Source organism: Mesorhizobium sp. M0030, from assembly GCF_040323695.1.
Lineage (GTDB): Bacteria > Pseudomonadota > Alphaproteobacteria > Rhizobiales > Rhizobiaceae > Mesorhizobium.
This window is the reverse complement of the sequence record NZ_JAMYVE010000009.1, coordinates 1-16,692: the sequence shown is the minus strand read 5'-3', so window position 1 is coordinate 16,692 and position 16,692 is coordinate 1. Positions and strand designations below refer to the sequence as shown.

Sequence of the window (16,692 nt, the reverse complement as noted above, 5' to 3'; positions counted from 1 at the left end):
CGCGCATGAACCTCATCTACGCCGCCTGTGCCTTCCTCCTCGCGCTCGTCTTTGCCCTGGCCGGTGTCACCCGCGCCGGCGCGTGGCTGATCGAGTGGCGCAACCCGCCGGCCGGCGAATTTGCCGACATCGACGGCACCCGCATCCACTATGTCCACGTGCCGGCTCCGCAAAATGCAGAGCTGCCGGCCATCGTCTTCATCCACGGCGCCAGCGCCAACCTCAGGGATCAGATGCTGCCGATCAGGCCTTTGCTCGAAGGCCGCGCGGAGATGGTCTTCCTCGACCGGCCGGGCTTTGGCTGGTCGGCACGCGGCCCCGGCAATGAGAGCCCGTCGGCGCAGGCCGACACCATCGCCAGGCTGATGGACCGTCTCGGCATCCACAATGCGATCATGGTCGGCCATTCCTTTGGCGGCGTGATCACCGCCGCCTTTGGCCGCGAACACCCGGAGAAGACGCTCGGGCTGGTCTTTCTGTCGCCGGTCAGCCACCCCTGGCCGGGCGGCGCGACCGCCTGGTACTACAAGCTGACCGCCACCCCCATCATCGGCTGGCTGTTCTCGGAGACATTGACCTATCCGGCAGGCACGCTGCAGATGGACAGCGCCACGGCCTGCGTGTTTTCTCCCAACAAGGTGCCGGAAGGCTATGTCGGCAATGCCTCGATTCCGCTGGTGCTGCGTCCCGGCGCTTTCCGCGCCAACGCCATCGATGTCGCCGGCCTCTACGACTATACGCTGAAGGCCGCGCCGCATTACCGCGACATCACAGCGCCGACGATTGTCATCTCGGGCGACCGCGACAAGGTGGTCTATGCCTCGATCCATTCGGTCGGCCTGGTCAGGGACATCCCCGGCGCCGAACTGATCTGGGTCCACAATCTCGGCCACAAGCCGGATTGGATCGCCTCCGACCTCGTCGTCGGCGCGATCAAGAAAGTCGCCGGCAAGGTCGTCGACCTGCAGGCAATGGCAAAAACCGTGGAAGCACGCATCGCCGGCGACGCCTACAATGAGGGGCGATGCCCTGACATCACCGTGCCCGACGCGGAACTGGCCCCGACCTGATCGCAATGTATGTCCTGAAACACGGCATCAAAGAAACCCGGAGAAGCGATGGGCGTTGCCGGACCGCATCTTCTTCGGCTATGGCGCGTGCGCCATTCTTGCTGGCGCCTTTCTCGAGCATGCTCCTCTGGAAGGATTTTACGGCGAACGGATCATTCCCGGCGAGGGCTTTTCCGGGAACCATATTTACGCGACGAACGGCGTGATCGCGTTCGACTATCACGGCTATTCCGCCCGCGAGCAGCTTTTGGAACACCACAAGAGGGGCTGGGCGTCGCGCAATCCCGGGTGGCACTGCACGATCGCCACGGTCGATTTCGATCTGCTCGACACAGTCGAACTCAACCGGCGAAAGATGCTGGGTCCGGACCAGTACCTGCACGACCCCGTTCGCCGCGCACGCCGATTCCTTCAGCGTATCGATCACGCCGAAGGTGCGGCAAGAGCGCTGCGAACTGTGACGAGGTCTCAGCCTATGTTGCGGGTGGCCTGCACGTCCGATCCGACATAGGCGATGCGCAGCATGTTGGTCGAACCCGGCGTCCTCAGCGGCACGCCCGCCGTGATGATGACGCGGTCGCCCGGCTGGCCGAACCCCTCTTCGAAAGCGATGCGGCAGGCGCGGTCGACCATGTCATCGAGGTCGCTGGCGTCGGGCGAGACGACGCAATGCGTGCCCCACAAAAGCGACAGCCGCCGCGCCGTGTTGAGGATCGGCGACAGGGCGATGATCGGCACTTGCGGCCGCTCGCGCGCGGCGCGCAGGCCGGTGGTGCCCGACGCCGTATAGGTGATGATCGCCGACAGTTTCAGCGTCTCGGCAATCTCGCGGGCGGCGAGCGAAATGGCGTCGGCGCCGGTTGCTTCCGGTTCCGAGCGCTGCGCGTTGATGATGCCGGCATAGGTCGGGTCGGTTTCGACCTTGGTGGCGATGCGGTTCATCATCGCCACCGCCTCGACCGGATAGGCGCCGGCAGCGGATTCGGCTGAAAGCATGATGGCGTCGGCGCCCTCGAACACGGCGATCGACACGTCGGAGACCTCGGCGCGGGTCGGCACCGGCGCGGTGATCATCGATTCCAGCATTTGCGTGGCGACCACCACCGGCTTGCCGGCGCGGCGCGCGGCGCGCGTGATCTGCTTCTGGATGCCGGGCACCGCTTCCAGCGGCATTTCCACACCGAGATCGCCGCGGGCGACCATCAGCGCGTCGGAGAGTTCGATGATTTCGGCCAGCCGGGCTACCGCCTGCGGCTTTTCGATCTTGGCCATGATAAGCGCCCGGCCGCGCGCGATCTTGCGGGCTTCCGCCAAATCCTCCGGCCGCTGCACGAACGACAGCGCCACCCAGTCGACGCTTTCCGCCAGCACCGCATCGAGGTCCTTGCGGTCCTTTTCGGTCAGCGCACCGACCGGCAGGTCGGTGTCGGGCAGGCTGACGCCCTTCTTGTCGGAAATGGTGGTGCCGGCGACGACCGCACAGGTGATCGACTTGCCGTCGCTCTTCACCGCCCTGAGCTCCAGCTTGCCATCGTCGATCAACAGACGGTGGCCGGCCTCGACCGAACTCAGGATTTCGGGATGCGGCAGGTAGACGCGGGTCGACGTGCCGGGCTCGGGATTGTTGTCGAGGGTGAAGGTCTGGCCCGGGGTCAGCACCTCCTTGCCGTTGGCGAACTTGCCGACGCGCAGCTTCGGTCCCTGCAAATCGGCCAGGATGCCGATCGGACGGCCGACCTTTTCCTCGACCGCGCGGATGCGGCCGACCAGCGTGCGCATCAGCTCGTGATCGGTGTGGCTCATATTGATGCGGAAGACATCGGCGCCGGCTTCGAACAGCTTCTGCAGCATCTCCTCGGACGAGGAGGCAGGACCGATGGTGGCGAGGATCTTGACCTTGCGGCTACGTCTCATTGACTGTTTGTTCCCGGGGCGGCTGGAGCGCCTCCCGTTGTGGACTCATCGGTCAGCTGGACCATCCAGCTTGCCTGCTCGCCCGTGTCATATTCCTGGAATCCGGCGCGCTGGAAGCCCCGGGCGACGCAATCGGTAACGCCGGCAATCTTGAATTCTTTTTCGGCCACGCACATGTTGATCGGGCCATCCCAGCGCCCGCCGCGCTCGGCGTCTTCTGCATAAAGATAGTAAAACCTCGATGACAGCGGACCTTCGATCAGCGTCTTGCAGCTCGATCCTTCGATGTGCCACCACCCCTCGGTGATCCAGCCTGCCTTGGCGCGGTAGCCGATGCCGACGCCGACCAGGTTCTGCGTGGCGTTGCAGACGCGGAAATCGGCGCGGGCGGGCGAAGCCGCGACCAGCGCGGTGAGCCCTAGCGTCAGGGTCAGGAGCGGCACGGCAAAGGCGGTGCGCGCACGCGGCCTGCCGGCGGAACCCATCCCGAAACCCCTCAATAACGTCATCTGCATCTCTCAACGCCCCTTTTCGGAAAAGTCCGGGCGCATGTCAACGCGCCGTTCTGTCCAATTCCAATCGATTTAGAAAGGCCCCCGACACGCGATACGCCGCGCGTCACAGGATTTTCGCAGAAACCGTGGCCAAACAACGGCATTGCGCAACAGTCCTCTTCGTGGGAATGACGATACCACCCTCCCCGGAAGCCAGCGAACAGACCTTTCCAGCCAATGACCCGATCCACAGTTTTCGCGCCTTTCGATATCGTCGAAGGCGACCGCAAGCGAGGCATCGTGCTTGTCGCCGACCATGCCCGCCGCGACCTGCCAGAGGAGTATGGCAGTCTAGGCCTGCCGGCGGCGGAACTCGATCGCCATATCGCCTACGACATTGGTGTCGAGACGGTGACGCGCGAACTGGCCGCAGCGCTCGACGTGCCGGCGGTGATCGCCAATTTTTCGCGGCTGCTGATCGATCCCAATCGCGGCGAGGACGACCCGACGCTGATCCGCCAGCTCTATGACGGCACCGTCGTGCCGGGAAACTATCCCATGGCACCGGCCGAACGCGAAAGGCGGCTCGACGGCTTCTACCGGCCTTATCAGGACGCGGTCGGCGCCATGATCGCGTCGGTGGCGCACGCCTCAGGCAAAGCGCCGTTCATCTTCTCCGTACACTCCTTCACCCCTGTCATGCAGGGCTTCATCCGCCCTTGGCATGTCGGCATATTGTGGGACCTCGACGACCGCGTGGCGCGGCCGCTGATCGACATGCTGGCGCAGGATAAAAACCTCGTCGTCGGCGACAATGAACCCTATGACGGCGCGTTGCGCGGCGACACCATGTTCAAGCACGCCATCGTCAACGGCTTTGCCCATGCGCTGATCGAGATCCGGCAGGACCTGATATCAGACAGCAAGGGGGCGCTGGCCTGGGCGGAACGGCTGGCGCCGATCGTTGACGCCATCGACCGCCGTCCCGATATACATCAGGTGAAGATGTTCGGCTCGCGCACCGGGCCGCTGTGAGGATCCAAGGCAATGACCGAACTCAGCGATGACCAGAAACGCGATTTCGAGGCCGCGGCCTTCCGCCGGCTGGTCGAGCATCTGCGCGAGCGCAGCGACGTGCAAAACATCGACCTGATGAACCTCGCCGGCTTCTGCCGCAACTGCCTGTCGAACTGGTACCGCGAAGCGGCCGAGGCTGAGGGCGTCGATCTCGGCAAGGACCAGTCGCGCGAAATCGTCTACGGCATGCCCTATGCGCAATGGCAGGCGCTGAACCAGACCGAGGCTTCGGACGCCAAGAAGGCGGAATTCGAGGCGAGGCGGCCGAGGGATCATTGAAGTAGCGCGCGGTTCACAGGATTGACGTCGGCAGGACAGAGGGGGGCGCGAAGGAACGCTGCCTAACGGTTTCCCCTTAGATGTGGCCCACAAGCTTTTCGCAGCCCAGCGCTTGACGAGAAATTGAATCGATCTAATTTGCCGCGCAAAGCCATTCTTTGACCGGATTCAGGCCATGAACGCGCAAAACACCATGCAGAGCGCCATTCGCGGGCGATGGGCCGTAGCAGCGATCTTCCTCGCCAACGGCTTCCTGACCGGCAGCTGGGCGCCGCAGATTCCGGTGTTCCTGACCCGGCTCGACATCTCGAAATTCACCCTCGGCCTGCTGATCCTTCTGTTCGGCGTCGGCGCGGTCGCGGCCATGAGCTGGTGCGGCCATCTGATCTCCAGGCATGGCTCGCGCACCGTGTTGCGCTGGTTCGGCCTGTGCGGCAGCCTCGGCCTGCTGATCGTGGCGCTGGCGCCCAACGTCCCGCTGGCGGCGATCGCCATGATCATCTTCGGCGGCTCGATCGGCGGCATGGATGTCGCGATGAACGCCAATGCGGTGGTGGTCGAGCGCCGGCTGTCCCGCGCCATCATGTCGTCCTCGCACGGCTTCTGGAGCCTCGGCGGTTTCGCCGGTGGCGGTCTGGGCGGTTACGCCATCCAGACTTACGGCCAACTCGCCCATGCGGCTGTAGTCACGGTCATTGCTTTTGCCGTCATCGCCGTGGCGGTCGGCTACCTCATCGCAGAGGACAAGCCGCAGGCCGCCGAGCATCACAGATTTACGCTGCCGGCCAACCCGCTGGTCTATCTTGTCGGGCTGATGGCGCTGCTGACGATGATTTCCGAGGGCGCCGTGCTCGACTGGGCAGCGCTTTATCTCCGGCAGGAGCTCGGCGCCGACCTCTCCATCGCCGGCCTTGCCTACGCCGCCTTCTCCGGGGTCATGGCTGTCATGCGCTTTTTCGGCGACGGCGTGCGCAACCGCTTCGGCGCGGTGGCCACGCTGCGCGGCTCTGCCGTCGTCGCCGCCGCCGGCATGCTGGTCGCCGGCCTGTCGCCATCGCCCTGGATCGCCATCGCGGCTTTTGCCCTCTGCGGCTTCGGCATCGCCAATATGGTGCCGATCATCTTCTCGGCCGGCGGCAACCAGGAAGGCATGTCGTCGGGCACCGGCATGAGCGTGGTCACCACCATGGGCTATTCCGGTATATTGGTGGCGCCGTCGGCGATCGGCTTCGTCGCCGAGCATTCGAGCTTCGGCCCGATCTTCGTCGCCATGTCGGCGCTGCTGATCGTCGTGCTGTTGATGGCCGGGCTCGCTCACCGCGCCGAATTCGCGGCCGCACCCGCCGAATAGCGCTTCAGCTCCTCATAGAGGAAATCCGCGACGCGGCGGATGCGCACGCTGGTGCGCACGTCACGATGCATGGCAAGCCACACCGGCAGGCTGGGCAGTGGCAGGCCGGGCAGGAGTTTCTCCAGCAACGGGTCGCTGTCGGCCAGCGGCTCCTGGCCGAGACCGACGCCGTTTCCCGCCCGCAGCGCTTCCCACAGAACGATCTGGTTGTCGGCCCTGAAGCGGAAGCTGCTTCGGGTGACGGGGATGCCGGCCTGGGTAAAGCCCCGGATCATCTCGTCGCTGCGGTCGAAGCCGATCAGCGGATGGTCGAGAAGGTCGGCGGGCTTGAGCGGGCGGCCGTACGTGTCGAGATAGGATTTAGCCGCGCAGCAGCAGAGCTTGATATCGCAGACCTTGCGCGCCGTCAGCTCGTTCTGCGCCGGCTTGACCATGCGGATGGCGATGTCGGCATCCCTTCGCAGCAGGTTCTCGACCTGGTTCGAGGCGACGATCTCGACCTCGATGCCGGGCTCCTCGATGCCGAGCCGCGCCGTCATCTTCGGCAGCACATAGGCCGCCACCACCTCGCTGGCGGCAATGCGCACCGTGCCTTCGATCGCCTCGACCGAGCCCAATGCCAATAGTGAGAACGCGCTCGCCTGCTCGCTCACGGCCTTGCCGCGTTCGAACAGCGTGGCGCCTGCTTCCGTCAGCGCATAGCCGCGCCGCCCGCGCCGGAACAAGGTGACGCCCAACGCCTGTTCGAGCTCACCGATGTGACGCCCGAGCGTCGGTTGGCTGGCCGACAGTTTGCGCGCTGCGGCCGACAGGCTGCCGGTCTCCGCCACGGTGACGAAACTCTTGATCAGGTTCCAGTCGATGTCTTCCATTCATTTATGAATAACAAATCTGCATCCATAGTCAATTTTCATTCGCGTATGAACGCATCATATTCGCCGTGCAAACACAGACACGGAGAAGAAAAATGACCAAGATCGCAATTCTAGGCGCCAATGGCCGGCTCGGCCGCGTGGTTGGGAAAGCCTTCATCGACGCCGGTTTCGACGTCCGCGCCGTCACCCGCAGCGGCAAGGTCCCAGCCGAACTCAAGGGCGCCACCGCCGTCGCCGGCGATGCGCTCGACCGCGAGGCGCTGATCCGCGCCACGCAGGGTGTCGACATCGTCTTCAACGGTCTCAACCCGATCTACACCGACTGGAGCAAATGCCTGCCGATGGCGGAGAACGTCATGGCCGCCTGCCATGCCAACGGCGCGCTGCATCTTTTCCCCGGCACTGTCTACAATTACGGCTCGCCGATGCCTGAGGTGGTCACCGAAGACGCGCCATTTCGTCCGACGACCGAGAAGGGCCGCATCCGCTGCGCCATGGAAGCGCTGTTTCGCCGCGAGGCGGATGCCGGCCGCGTCCGCACCATCATCCTGCGCGCCGGCGATTTCTTCGGCGGCACGGGCAGCGGTTCATGGTTCGACCTCGTCGTCGCCGCCAAGATGAACAAGGGCGTCTACACAGCGCCTGGCCCTGCCAACCTCGTGCACGAATGGGCCTATTTGCCGGACTTCGCCATCGGCTTCGTCGGCCTGGCGCGCAATCAGGGCAAGCTCGGCTTCTTTGAGGCGCTCAACTTCCCCGGCCACGCCGTCACCGACATGGACATAAAGGCCGCCGCCGAGAAGGCGCTGGGCCGTCCGCTGAAACTGACCTTCATGCCTTGGTGGGTGCTGCGCGCCGGCAGCCCGTTCGTGGCGATGTGGCGCGAGATCGTCTCGATGTCCTATCTGCGCTTCGAACCGCACCGGCTCGTGTCCGACCGGCTGGCAAGCATCATCGGCGAAGTCCCGCACACGCCGCTGGACGAGGCCGTGGCCGAGGCATTGAAGGACATCGGCATCAGCCTCGACAATGCAAAAGACGCCGCTTAAATGCATGTCGCCCAGAAGTGTGCGCGGTTCTGGGACAACGACATGCATCAAAACAAAGACTTTAGACAAAAATCTCTCTCGCGGTGCTGGCCCAATCGCTGGAAATCAGCAACCGGATGGTCATTATGAGGAGACTGTTTATAACGGTCGGCGAGATCACCATCACCAAGGGGAGACGATGCGTTACATACGTCCGCTTTCAATCGAAGACGCCGTTGGCCTGCTGGCCGACGCTTCCGGCACATCAGCCATTCTCGCTGGAGGCAGTGACCTCCTCGTTCGGATGAAGGGCGGGTTTGTCGATCCCGACCTGATCGTCGACATCAAGGCGATCGAGGGCTTGAGCGAGATCAGGGAGACGGCCGACGGCTTCAGCATCGGCGCCACCGTCCCCTGCGCCGTCCTGGGCGAGAGCTCGGTTCTGAAGAAGGCCTGGCCCGGTGTCGTCGAAGCGTCGAAGCTGATCGGCTCGAAACAGGTCCAGGGCCGCTGCACCATCGTTGGCAATCTGTGCAACGCATCGCCGGCCGCCGACAGCGTCCCGGCCTTGGTGGCCGCCGCCGCAAAGGCCGTGGTTGCCGGTCCGTCGGGCAAGCGCACCATTCCGGTCGAGGCTGTGCCGATCGGGCCTGGCAAGACCTCGCTCACCAAGGGTGAGATCGTCGAGGCGATCCTGCTCGACAAGCGCGCGCCGCGTTCGGGCGACGCCTACCTCAGATTCATCCCGCGCACCGAGATGGACATCGCGGTGGTCAGCGCCGGCGTGAACCTGACGCTCGACGAGCATGGCGTCATAACAGCCGCCCGCGTCGCGCTGGGCGCCGCGGCCCCGACCGTGCTTCTGGTGGAAGAAGCAGCCGAGGCTCTCATCGGCAGGAAGCTGGATGAGGCGGCACTTGAGCGGCTCGCCAAGATCTGCGCTGGGGCCTGCCGCCCCATCGACGACAAGCGCGGTACCATCGAGTTCAGACGAAAAGTTGCGGGCGTGCTGGCCGGACGGGCCGCGACGACCGCCTACGCACGCGCAGGAGGCAAATGATGGCCGGTGTAGCAGTTTCAACGACAATCAACGGCGATCACGTCGAATACCTTTGCCAGCCCGACGAGACGTTGCTCGACGTCCTGCGCGACCGACTCGGGCTGACCGGCGCCAAGGAAGGCTGCGGCACGGGCGACTGCGGCGCCTGCTCGATCATTCTCGACAATCGGCTGGTCTGCTCCTGCCTTGTGCTTGGCGCTGAAGCCGAAGGCCGGCATATCGAGACCGTCGAAGGCATGGCGCATGGCGATCAGTTGCATCCGCTGCAGCAGAAATTCCTCGAGCATGCAGCCTTGCAATGCGGCATCTGCACGCCGGGCTTCCTGATCGCGGCGAAGGACCTTTTGGCCAAGAACCCCGATCCGACCGAGGAAGAAATCCGCTTCGGCCTCGCCGGAAACCTCTGCCGCTGCACCGGCTACGACAAGATCGTGCGCGCGGTGCAGGATGCGGCCAACGTGATGAAGGGAGCACACGCATGAACTTCGATCCACGCTTTTCGGGCCGCAAATTCTCATCCGTCGGCACGCGGCCTATCCGTCCCGACGGCGTCGACAAGGTGACCGGACGCGCCCGCTACGGCGCCGACTTCAACATGGCTGGACAGCTGGTCGGGCGTGTTCTGCGCAGCCCGCACGCGCATGCCAGGATCCTCAAGATCGACACTTCGAAAGCGGAAAAGCTCGCCGGCGTGAAAGCGGTGATCACCGCCGCCGACCTGCCCGATCTCACCGATGGCGATGCCGCCATGTTTGACGTCCTCGACAATTGCATGGCGCGCGGCAAGGCGCTCTATGACGGCCACGCGGTGGCCGCGGTCGCCGCCGTCGATGCCCGCACGGCAAGGCAGGCGCTGAAGCTGATCGAGGTCGAGTACGAGCTGTTGCCGCATGTGACCGATGTCGACGAGGCGATGAAGCACACCGCGCCGTTGATCAACGACACGATCTTCACCGAGGGTCTCGAGGAAAAGCCGGCAAAGCCGTCCAACGTCACCAAGCGCAGCCAGTTTGGCCATGGCGATGTCCATCAGGGCTTTGGCCACGCCGATGTCATTGTCGAGCGCTCCTTCAAGACCGAGCAGACGCATCAGGGCTATATCGAGCCGCATGCCTGCGTGGCGAGCGTCTCGTCCGACGGCACCGCCGACCTCTGGGTCTGCACGCAGGGCCATTTCGTCTACCGCCAGCATTGCGCGCAACTGCTCGGGCTGGAAGCCTCGAAGCTGCGCGTCACCTCGTCTGAAATCGGCGGCGGCTTTGGCGGCAAGACCCACGTCTGGGCCGAACCGGTGGCGCTGGCGCTGTCGCGCAAGGCCGGTCGGCCGGTGAAGCTCGTCATGACTCGCGACGAGGTGTTCCGCGCCTCGGGCCCGACCAGCGCCACCTCGATCGACGTCAAGATCGGCGCCCGCAAGGACGGCACCATCACCGCCGCCGAAGCGACGCTGCGCTACACCAGCGGCCCCTATGCCGGCACATGGGCCGAGATCGGCGCCATGACGGCATTCGCCTGCTACAAGCTCGACAACGTCAAGACGGTCGGCTTCGAAGTGCTGGTCAACCGGCCGAAGACCGCGGCCTATCGCGCACCCTCCGCCCCGATGGCGGCGTTCGCGGTGGAAAGTGCCGTCGACGAGTTGGCCAAGGAACTTGGAATGGATCCGGTCGAGTTCCGCATCAAGAACGCCGCGCAGGAAGGCACCCGCTCCTCCTACGGTCCGGTCTACGGCCCGATCGGCATCGGCCCGACGCTGGAGGCGGCCAAGCACCATCCGCACATGAAGGCGCCGCTGGGCAAGAACCAGGGCCGCGGCATGGCCTGTGGCTTCTGGTTCAACTTCGGCGGCCAGACCTGCGTGGACCTGAACATCGGCATGGACGGCTCGGTGTCGCTGGCTGTCGGGACGGTGGACGTTGGCGGTTCGCGCGCGTCGCTGTCGCTGGTGGCGGCGGAGGAGCTCGGCATCGACTATGCCCAGCTCAAGGCGGTGGTCGCCGACACCTCCTCGCTCGGCTACAACGACATGACCGACGGCAGCCGCGGCACCTTCTCGTCGTCGATGGCGACCATCTCGGCCGCCCGCAACGCGATCAAGATCCTGCGTGAGCGCGCCGCCCAGACGTGGGACATCCCCGTCGACGACGTGGTCTGGGAAAACGGCCACGCCATCGCCAAGGGCGAGAAGTACGGCAATCTTGCAGCCCTGTCGCTGAAGGAGATCGCCGCCGCTTCCGGCAAGACCGGCGGGCCGATCGCCGGCCACAGCGAACTCGTCGCCGACGGCGCCGGCGTCTCCTTCGCCACCCATATATGCGACATCGAGGTCGACCCCGAGACCGGCTCGACCAGGGTGATCCGCTACACGGTGATCCAGGATGCCGGCAAGGCGGTGCACCCGACCTATGTCGAGGGCCAGTACCAGGGCGGTGCGGCGCAAGGCATCGGCTGGGCGCTCAACGAGGAGTATATCTACGGCAAGGACGGGCGCCTCCAGAACGCCGGCTTCCTCGACTACCGCATCCCGGTCTGCTCCGACCTGCCGATGATCGACACCCAGATCCTCGAGATCCCCAACCCCAACCACCCCTATGGCGTGCGCGGCGTCGGCGAAACCTCGATCGTGCCGCCGCTGGCGGCGATCGCCAACGCCGTCTCCAACGCCGCCGGCGTGCGCATGACCCACATCCCGATGTCGCCGCCAAGGGTGCTCGCCGCGATCGAGGCGGAACGGGGAGGCTAAGGCCGAAATGAGGTTCTTGCCCTAATGGTCGAAGTCACGCTCTGGGGCGCGCTGGGCCAGCTCGCCGGCGGCCAGAGCAAGGTCGAGGTCGAGGCCAAGGACATAAGGGAGCTGTTCAGGAAACTGGCTGAACAGTATCCCGGCCTCGAGCCCTGGATCGAGAAGGGCATCGCGGTGGCCATCGACGGCACGATCTATCGCGATACGTGGTCGAAGGAATTGCCAAAGGGGGCGGAGATTTTTCTGTTGCCGAGGCTGGCTGGGGGGTAATTGGGGAGGCGCCACAGCTTAACGTCAAGGTCTCGAACGTCAAGGATGGGCCGGTAGCTGACTATCCTCTTCAGGGCAAATGATCCCGAAAGCTGACCTTGGTTCAGGCGGCAAGCATCCTGTCGGTTGGCGATCCGTCGTCTGGCTACGCCGAGGCCTCCAGACTGATTCTCAGCCAACACCGCGCCTGCAGCGTGCTTATCTCGCTAAGGCGCTCACACAACCGGTCGTTACAGACGCGCGCTGCATGGCTGACTGTTAACTGCCGGAAGAATCTCATCACAACGACTGATCATCAATTCTGAATAGGAACCATGCCCATGAACCTGAGGAAACGCGCCAGCGATGGCCCGTACATTTCGCCGAACTGTGAGCTGGCCATTGTGATGAAAGCTCGCAGCGGCGTCGAAGACGGCAACACATGGCTTGAATTCAAAATTGGCTTCAACGCTGATCTTGACCGACTCGATTGGCCGACCGCAGCTGGATATGTGGTCGCGACAAGCAAGCTGCGGACCTGATTTCGGAACCATCCGGAAACCCGCCCAAAGGGATCGGGGAGTAGCTCAGACAGCAGAATTTCAAAGATTTATGATTTATATTGACTCCTAAATAAAAGAGGTAAATCTTCTCGATTAGATACCTAGTTGACAAATCCATCCGCAAGCAGAGGTGTGAAGTGGATATGTATCGTCTTTTGGTGCTCAGCCTTTTTGCGTTGTCGTCGGCAGAATGGTCCGGAGAACTTCAGCTGAATATGGGCTCTGGCTCAAACGTCAGAACTGCGCAGGTATTGGGAAACCGATGCGCGACTCCTTTTGGAATTTGCTACATAAATCCCCAGCCTATCGGCACTCCTTGTACTTGTGGCGGAAATGCATGGGGATCGGTCATTCTTTAATTTGCAGGATTACGAACATGGGTCGCTATCTCGCGATTGGCGGAACGTTTCCCGCATGGCAAAGCCTGTTGCTTATTTCTGTTTTCTCGCTGGCCGTTCTTCTGTCGGGGAGTCAGTTCAGTACGGCTTGGGCAGAGACCGAAAAGGCAGGGATAGTATCCGATTCAAACTGTTCGAGCGGAAGTCGGGAGGTGACATATGTCTATGATGACCAAGGTAATTATCTGAAAACAGTCCCGGGGGGTTGCGTTCCGAGAAGTTAATGGGGATCGCAGATGTCGAACGCTGGACCTCATAATCCCGCCGCAAAGGGCAAGAAGGGCAATTTAAAGCTCGATCTCTCAAAACTTGCCAGCATATTGTCTTATGTTTGGAAAATTAATCGATTTATACCGTTGATTTTGCTTGTTATATTGGTTTGGGTATTTCTGGATAATACTGCGATAAGTAGGGTTTACTCTTGGTTTGTCGGCCCCTCTGGCGCAATTTATGTCAGCAGCCCAAGCGTCTATACACGAGAGCGATTAGTCAACGATCGTAACGACCAGGACTATTGGCTACGCCAGCAACTGGAATTGCTCGACAAGGCGACCATCGGATTCTCCGGCGTCACGACCGATAAGGGCGGGGTTTATAACAATAAAGACGAATCGGCCGCCGGTGGCCATGCTCCTGCCAGACCCGATCCAGCCGCGCCAACGCCGCCGCCGGCCGATCTTGGCGTGCCGCAACCGGCCAGTCCCATTCCGGGCAACACCCCGCCGACGTATCCGCAGACTCAGGGCCAGAACGCAGGGGCAGGAGCCAGTGCGCCTGCGAGCGGGAACAACGCCGACGAGGAAACTCGCCAACAAGCGAATCTGAACTTCATCGATGCCTTCGCAGTCCGTTCGTATGCGCGCGATTTTCTGCGCCAGGGAATTCTGGAAAATCTGCTAGACGACAGGCACGACCTGACAGGAAACTCGGTATATGGTCTGCGCTTCGATACTTCGGTCTTTCCGGGCACTTCTTCGCTGGGACGCGCCTTCGTACGCATCTCGATCACGGCGGGAAACGAAGGCCTCACCAGCAGAGACGAAAGAGTAGATAATGATTTTGCCGATCTCCCGTCGCACGTCCTGTCTTATTATGCCTCATCTATCAATAAGATAAGCTACGATACAGCTGACCCGAGCTATTATAGATACAAACTGTATAAGCAGTGGATGGACAATGTTAAGTGGAGGCTGAATTCACAGATTTTGCAAGAAGCGGAGCAGCAATGCCAATCATCCGGTTCAGCTAAGATTGACTGGAAAAAACAGGCTATTCTTTCAATAAATACTGTTCTCGCTCTTTCAAGTGCAGAAATACAAGAGAACGGAGCATTTACTCCCTCTCTAATTACCGGGGGAACGCAGGTAGTTTTGTTACCGAAGCCGTGGTCTTATTTTTTGAACGTAGACGTCAAGATGCCAACTTCGACCGATTGCTCGGAGATTCCGATCTTCGGGGTTGAGGCGGTCACCGATACCATCTTCGTTCTCAAGAACAGCTCGATGACGCCGGAGCTCAACGCCAGGTTTTCTCCTATCGACACGGTAGGCGAAGAATACTTCGCTTTCACGTACAGTCCAGCTAATTTATACAGTTCAAAATATCGAAACGCAGCGCGGATTAGCCTTTATCTTCTCCAGAATCAGATAAAAAATCCAGCTGGTGGATATAATGCGCCGGGTGCGTTAATCGATGCATGCCGTATAGCTGGAAATAAATCCGCGGGTTGTGGCGCCTTTTATTTTCAGGTCCCTTCCGGGTACTTTAATTTCGTCGAGCGCGTCATACGGCCCGATATGTATGCCTATTCGCTGTTTCCACGCTCGCAGGTCGTCGCTATCTTCAACGATCGGGGGAGGGCTGGCAATGTAGCGATTCCTGGCACTGGCCTCGGCAGTGATGAGGAGCTCAGGCTTGAACTCCAACGGGAGGACCAGCACGCCGGCGTTGAGGCAAGCCTGGTCGGCTTCGCCGATTCTCGGTTCTCGGATTCTGTCCAGTTCGGCTGGGTCATCGATGCCACCCACAGCAGCAACGCGCTGCAAAAGTCGCAATTTGCGTTGATTTCAGTACCTGCCTGGACCAGTGGGCTGGACGTCACTGTCAATACGGGCTGGCTCGACTCATCGTCCAGGGAAGTCTCCGTCGGCGAGCCCGCCAAATACCGGGTACCGATCCCGCCGGACTACGAAGCCTTCGATGGTTTCATCGGCGGGCAACAATCGACAAGACGTCCGAAGATAAGCACCGAATTGATGGACAACAAAAGGGCCATCGAGCTGATGGCATGCAGAGACGTTTCGGTGGTCATTCCGGGCCTGCGCCTGTGGCGCAGCGCCGTGGTAACGATCGGCAGTCAAAGGGCGACCCGCATAACCGTCCTGCCGAACATGCGCGGTATCATTGCGGATTTTCGTAACCTTCCCATCCCGTCGAACGACGCTGCCCAATCTCTAACGGTCTGGACCAGCGAGGGTTTCGACAGCGTCCGCGACGCCGTGATCGTAAAGGCGCCGAAGGATAGCGCGGGTTGCGAGGACGCGCCGGCGGACCAACCGCCGACGCAGGAACCGCCTCCGGTCGAATGAAATTCAAAAGGGGGGAAGCTATGGGTAAACTCAATGAGAAATTCTTTTTTGACTACACAAGGACCTATTTGTTCGACGGCCACATGTCGCAGTCGCAGTTCGACGGAATTTCTGGAATCCTGAAACTGTGGAACGATACGTTGGCAACGAAGGACGACCGGTGGCTGGCTTATATGCTTGCGACTGCTCATCACGAGACGGGCAGGACCATGCAGCCTGTCCGGGAAACATTCGCTGCGACCGACGAAAAGGCGATATCGATCCTGGAGAAGGCGTGGAATGCCGGGAAATTACCCTGGGTGACGAATCCGTACTGGCGTTGGGATCAGAACCATCAGTCCTGGCTGGGGCGAGGTCTGGTCCAGCTTACTCACCAAGCCAACTACAAACGCATCGGCGACGCAGTCGGCGTAAACTTGGTCGCCGATCCAGCCGCCGCCATGAATCCGGATGTCGCCAGGCAGGTGATGGTGCAAGGCATGATCAAAGGGGTTTTCACCGGCTACACTCTTGCCCAGTTCTTCAACCCGAAAAAGGCGGATTGGAAGAACGCCAGACGCATAATCAACGGTATCGAGCGGGCCGACCTGGTCGCGTCCTACGGGCTCAGATACTACGCCGCAATAAGCTATACGATCTAAAATAGAACGCGCGCGCGTCCAATGCGAGTCACTGATTGGTAGCCTGGCAACGCCGTTATCTAAATGTTTGATCCCAGGCTTTGATGGCGCATACTTTTCGTCCGAATCAAAGGATGCGCTATGGGCCAGGTTCTTCATGGGAGCGCCACGACGACAGAGGCGATCCGTCGAGCGATACAGCATAGTCAAGAGAGTCTGAGGGCGCTGGCGAAGCGCTACGGCATCAATCAGAAGACGGTTAGGAAGTGGAGGAACCGGACGTCGGCCGCCGATCTTTCGACTGGCCCCAGAGATCCGAAGTCGACAGTGCTATCGACTGAGGAAGAGGCGGTCATCGTCGCCTTTCGGCGTTATACGCTGCT

16 protein-coding genes and 1 pseudogene are annotated in these 16,692 nt (G+C 61.8%); 14 read left to right on the top strand and 3 right to left on the bottom strand.

Going from position 1 to position 16,692, the window contains the following annotated elements:
• The first annotated feature begins 5 nt into the window (after window positions 1-5).
• Together NKJ80_RS18430 and NKJ80_RS18425 are read left to right on the top strand one after the other, a co-directional pair.
• Complete coding sequence (locus tag NKJ80_RS18430) at window positions 6-1,070, top strand: alpha/beta fold hydrolase (RefSeq protein WP_023673115.1); 1,065 nt, start codon at window positions 6-8, stop codon at window positions 1,068-1,070.
• A 5-nt stretch (window positions 1,071-1,075) separates the two neighbouring features.
• A pseudogene (locus tag NKJ80_RS18425) lies at window positions 1,076-1,581 on the top strand (hypothetical protein).
• Here NKJ80_RS18425 and pyk read toward each other — a convergent pair.
• On the bottom strand, window positions 1,539-2,984 hold the full coding sequence (gene pyk, locus NKJ80_RS18420) for a pyruvate kinase (protein ID WP_023690053.1): 1,446 nt from the start codon (window positions 2,982-2,984) through the stop codon (window positions 1,539-1,541). The pseudogene NKJ80_RS18425 and the gene pyk sit on opposite strands and share 43 nt — an antisense overlap.
• A complete protein-coding gene (locus NKJ80_RS18415) occupies window positions 2,981-3,469 on the bottom strand; it encodes a DUF1036 domain-containing protein (protein WP_023673118.1) in 489 nt (162 codons plus the stop codon). Before NKJ80_RS18415 ends, pyk begins: the two co-directional genes overlap by 4 nt.
• 246 nt (window positions 3,470-3,715) lie before the next feature.
• Between NKJ80_RS18415 and NKJ80_RS18410 the strand changes: the two genes are divergently transcribed.
• The 3 genes from NKJ80_RS18410 (at window position 3,716) to NKJ80_RS18400 (ending at window position 6,185) form a co-directional block, all read left to right on the top strand.
• Window positions 3,716-4,513, top strand: a complete 798-nt coding sequence (locus NKJ80_RS18410) for an N-formylglutamate amidohydrolase (RefSeq protein WP_352498102.1) — start codon at window positions 3,716-3,718, stop codon at window positions 4,511-4,513.
• Between the two features lie 12 nt (window positions 4,514-4,525).
• Complete coding sequence (locus NKJ80_RS18405) at window positions 4,526-4,834, top strand: DUF1244 domain-containing protein (protein WP_023690051.1); 309 nt, start codon at window positions 4,526-4,528, stop codon at window positions 4,832-4,834.
• Window positions 4,835-5,009: 175 nt separating this feature from the next.
• Window positions 5,010-6,185, top strand: a complete 1,176-nt coding sequence (locus tag NKJ80_RS18400) for an MFS transporter (protein WP_352498101.1) — start codon at window positions 5,010-5,012, stop codon at window positions 6,183-6,185.
• Here NKJ80_RS18400 and NKJ80_RS18395 read toward each other — a convergent pair.
• Complete coding sequence (locus tag NKJ80_RS18395; protein ID WP_352498100.1) at window positions 6,149-7,057, bottom strand: LysR family transcriptional regulator; 909 nt, start codon at window positions 7,055-7,057, stop codon at window positions 6,149-6,151. The two genes, NKJ80_RS18400 and NKJ80_RS18395, sit on opposite strands and share 37 nt — an antisense overlap.
• A 95-nt stretch (window positions 7,058-7,152) precedes the next feature.
• Between NKJ80_RS18395 and NKJ80_RS18390 the strand changes: the two genes are divergently transcribed.
• The 9 genes from NKJ80_RS18390 to NKJ80_RS18350 form a co-directional block, all read left to right on the top strand.
• On the top strand, window positions 7,153-8,109 hold the full coding sequence (locus NKJ80_RS18390) for an SDR family oxidoreductase (protein WP_023684037.1): 957 nt from the start codon (window positions 7,153-7,155) through the stop codon (window positions 8,107-8,109).
• Window positions 8,110-8,287: 178 nt separating this feature from the next.
• Window positions 8,288-9,148, top strand: coding sequence for an FAD binding domain-containing protein (locus NKJ80_RS18385; protein ID WP_023693632.1), 861 nt, complete (start codon window positions 8,288-8,290; stop codon window positions 9,146-9,148).
• Window positions 9,148-9,630 (top strand): (2Fe-2S)-binding protein, encoded by a 483-nt coding sequence (locus NKJ80_RS18380; RefSeq protein WP_023684040.1) that lies wholly within the window; start codon window positions 9,148-9,150, stop codon window positions 9,628-9,630. The genes NKJ80_RS18385 and NKJ80_RS18380 overlap by 1 nt, the downstream gene beginning before the upstream one ends.
• Window positions 9,627-11,891 (top strand): xanthine dehydrogenase family protein molybdopterin-binding subunit, encoded by a 2,265-nt coding sequence (locus NKJ80_RS18375; RefSeq protein WP_352498099.1) that lies wholly within the window; start codon window positions 9,627-9,629, stop codon window positions 11,889-11,891. Before NKJ80_RS18380 ends, NKJ80_RS18375 begins: the two co-directional genes overlap by 4 nt.
• 24 nt (window positions 11,892-11,915) lie before the next feature.
• Window positions 11,916-12,161: a MoaD/ThiS family protein gene (locus tag NKJ80_RS18370; protein WP_352498098.1), complete on the top strand. Its 246-nt coding sequence runs from the start codon at window positions 11,916-11,918 to the stop codon at window positions 12,159-12,161.
• A 320-nt stretch (window positions 12,162-12,481) separates the two neighbouring features.
• A complete protein-coding gene (locus NKJ80_RS18365) occupies window positions 12,482-12,682 on the top strand; it encodes a hypothetical protein (protein ID WP_352498097.1) in 201 nt (66 codons plus the stop codon).
• Window positions 12,683-13,337: 655 nt separating this feature from the next.
• A complete protein-coding gene (locus tag NKJ80_RS18360) occupies window positions 13,338-15,689 on the top strand; it encodes a hypothetical protein (protein ID WP_352498096.1) in 2,352 nt (783 codons plus the stop codon).
• A 20-nt stretch (window positions 15,690-15,709) separates the two neighbouring features.
• Window positions 15,710-16,330 carry a glycoside hydrolase family 19 protein gene (locus tag NKJ80_RS18355; RefSeq protein WP_352498095.1) on the top strand — a complete coding sequence of 207 codons (621 nt, stop codon included), beginning with the start codon at window positions 15,710-15,712 and terminating at the stop codon, window positions 16,328-16,330.
• A gap of 120 nt (window positions 16,331-16,450) precedes the next feature.
• On the top strand, window positions 16,451-16,692 hold a 242-nt coding region (locus tag NKJ80_RS18350; RefSeq protein WP_352498094.1), incomplete at its 3' end, for a helix-turn-helix domain-containing protein.

Bases quoted from the DNA above. Each gene is read 5' to 3' on its own strand.
- NKJ80_RS18375 (WP_352498099.1), top strand. From the start codon at position 9,627: ATGAACTTCGATCCACGCTTTTCGGGCCGCAAATTCTCATCCGTCGGC.
- NKJ80_RS18370 (WP_352498098.1), top strand. From the start codon at position 11,916: ATGGTCGAAGTCACGCTCTGGGGCGCGCTGGGCCAGCTCGCCGGCGGC.
- NKJ80_RS18390 (WP_023684037.1), top strand. From the start codon at position 7,153: ATGACCAAGATCGCAATTCTAGGCGCCAATGGCCGGCTCGGCCGCGTG.
- pyk (WP_023690053.1), bottom strand. From the start codon at position 2,984: ATGAGACGTAGCCGCAAGGTCAAGATCCTCGCCACCATCGGTCCTGCC.
- NKJ80_RS18415 (WP_023673118.1), bottom strand. From the start codon at position 3,469: ATGGGTTCCGCCGGCAGGCCGCGTGCGCGCACCGCCTTTGCCGTGCCG.
- NKJ80_RS18360 (WP_352498096.1), top strand. From the start codon at position 13,338: ATGTCGAACGCTGGACCTCATAATCCCGCCGCAAAGGGCAAGAAGGGC.
- NKJ80_RS18385 (WP_023693632.1), top strand. From the start codon at position 8,288: ATGCGTTACATACGTCCGCTTTCAATCGAAGACGCCGTTGGCCTGCTG.
- NKJ80_RS18380 (WP_023684040.1), top strand. From the start codon at position 9,148: ATGGCCGGTGTAGCAGTTTCAACGACAATCAACGGCGATCACGTCGAA.
- NKJ80_RS18355 (WP_352498095.1), top strand. From the start codon at position 15,710: ATGGGTAAACTCAATGAGAAATTCTTTTTTGACTACACAAGGACCTAT.
- NKJ80_RS18400 (WP_352498101.1), top strand. From the start codon at position 5,010: ATGAACGCGCAAAACACCATGCAGAGCGCCATTCGCGGGCGATGGGCC.
- NKJ80_RS18395 (WP_352498100.1), bottom strand. From the start codon at position 7,057: ATGGAAGACATCGACTGGAACCTGATCAAGAGTTTCGTCACCGTGGCG.
- NKJ80_RS18365 (WP_352498097.1), top strand. From the start codon at position 12,482: ATGAACCTGAGGAAACGCGCCAGCGATGGCCCGTACATTTCGCCGAAC.
- NKJ80_RS18410 (WP_352498102.1), top strand. From the start codon at position 3,716: ATGACCCGATCCACAGTTTTCGCGCCTTTCGATATCGTCGAAGGCGAC.
- NKJ80_RS18405 (WP_023690051.1), top strand. From the start codon at position 4,526: ATGACCGAACTCAGCGATGACCAGAAACGCGATTTCGAGGCCGCGGCC.
- NKJ80_RS18430 (WP_023673115.1), top strand. From the start codon at position 6: ATGAACCTCATCTACGCCGCCTGTGCCTTCCTCCTCGCGCTCGTCTTT.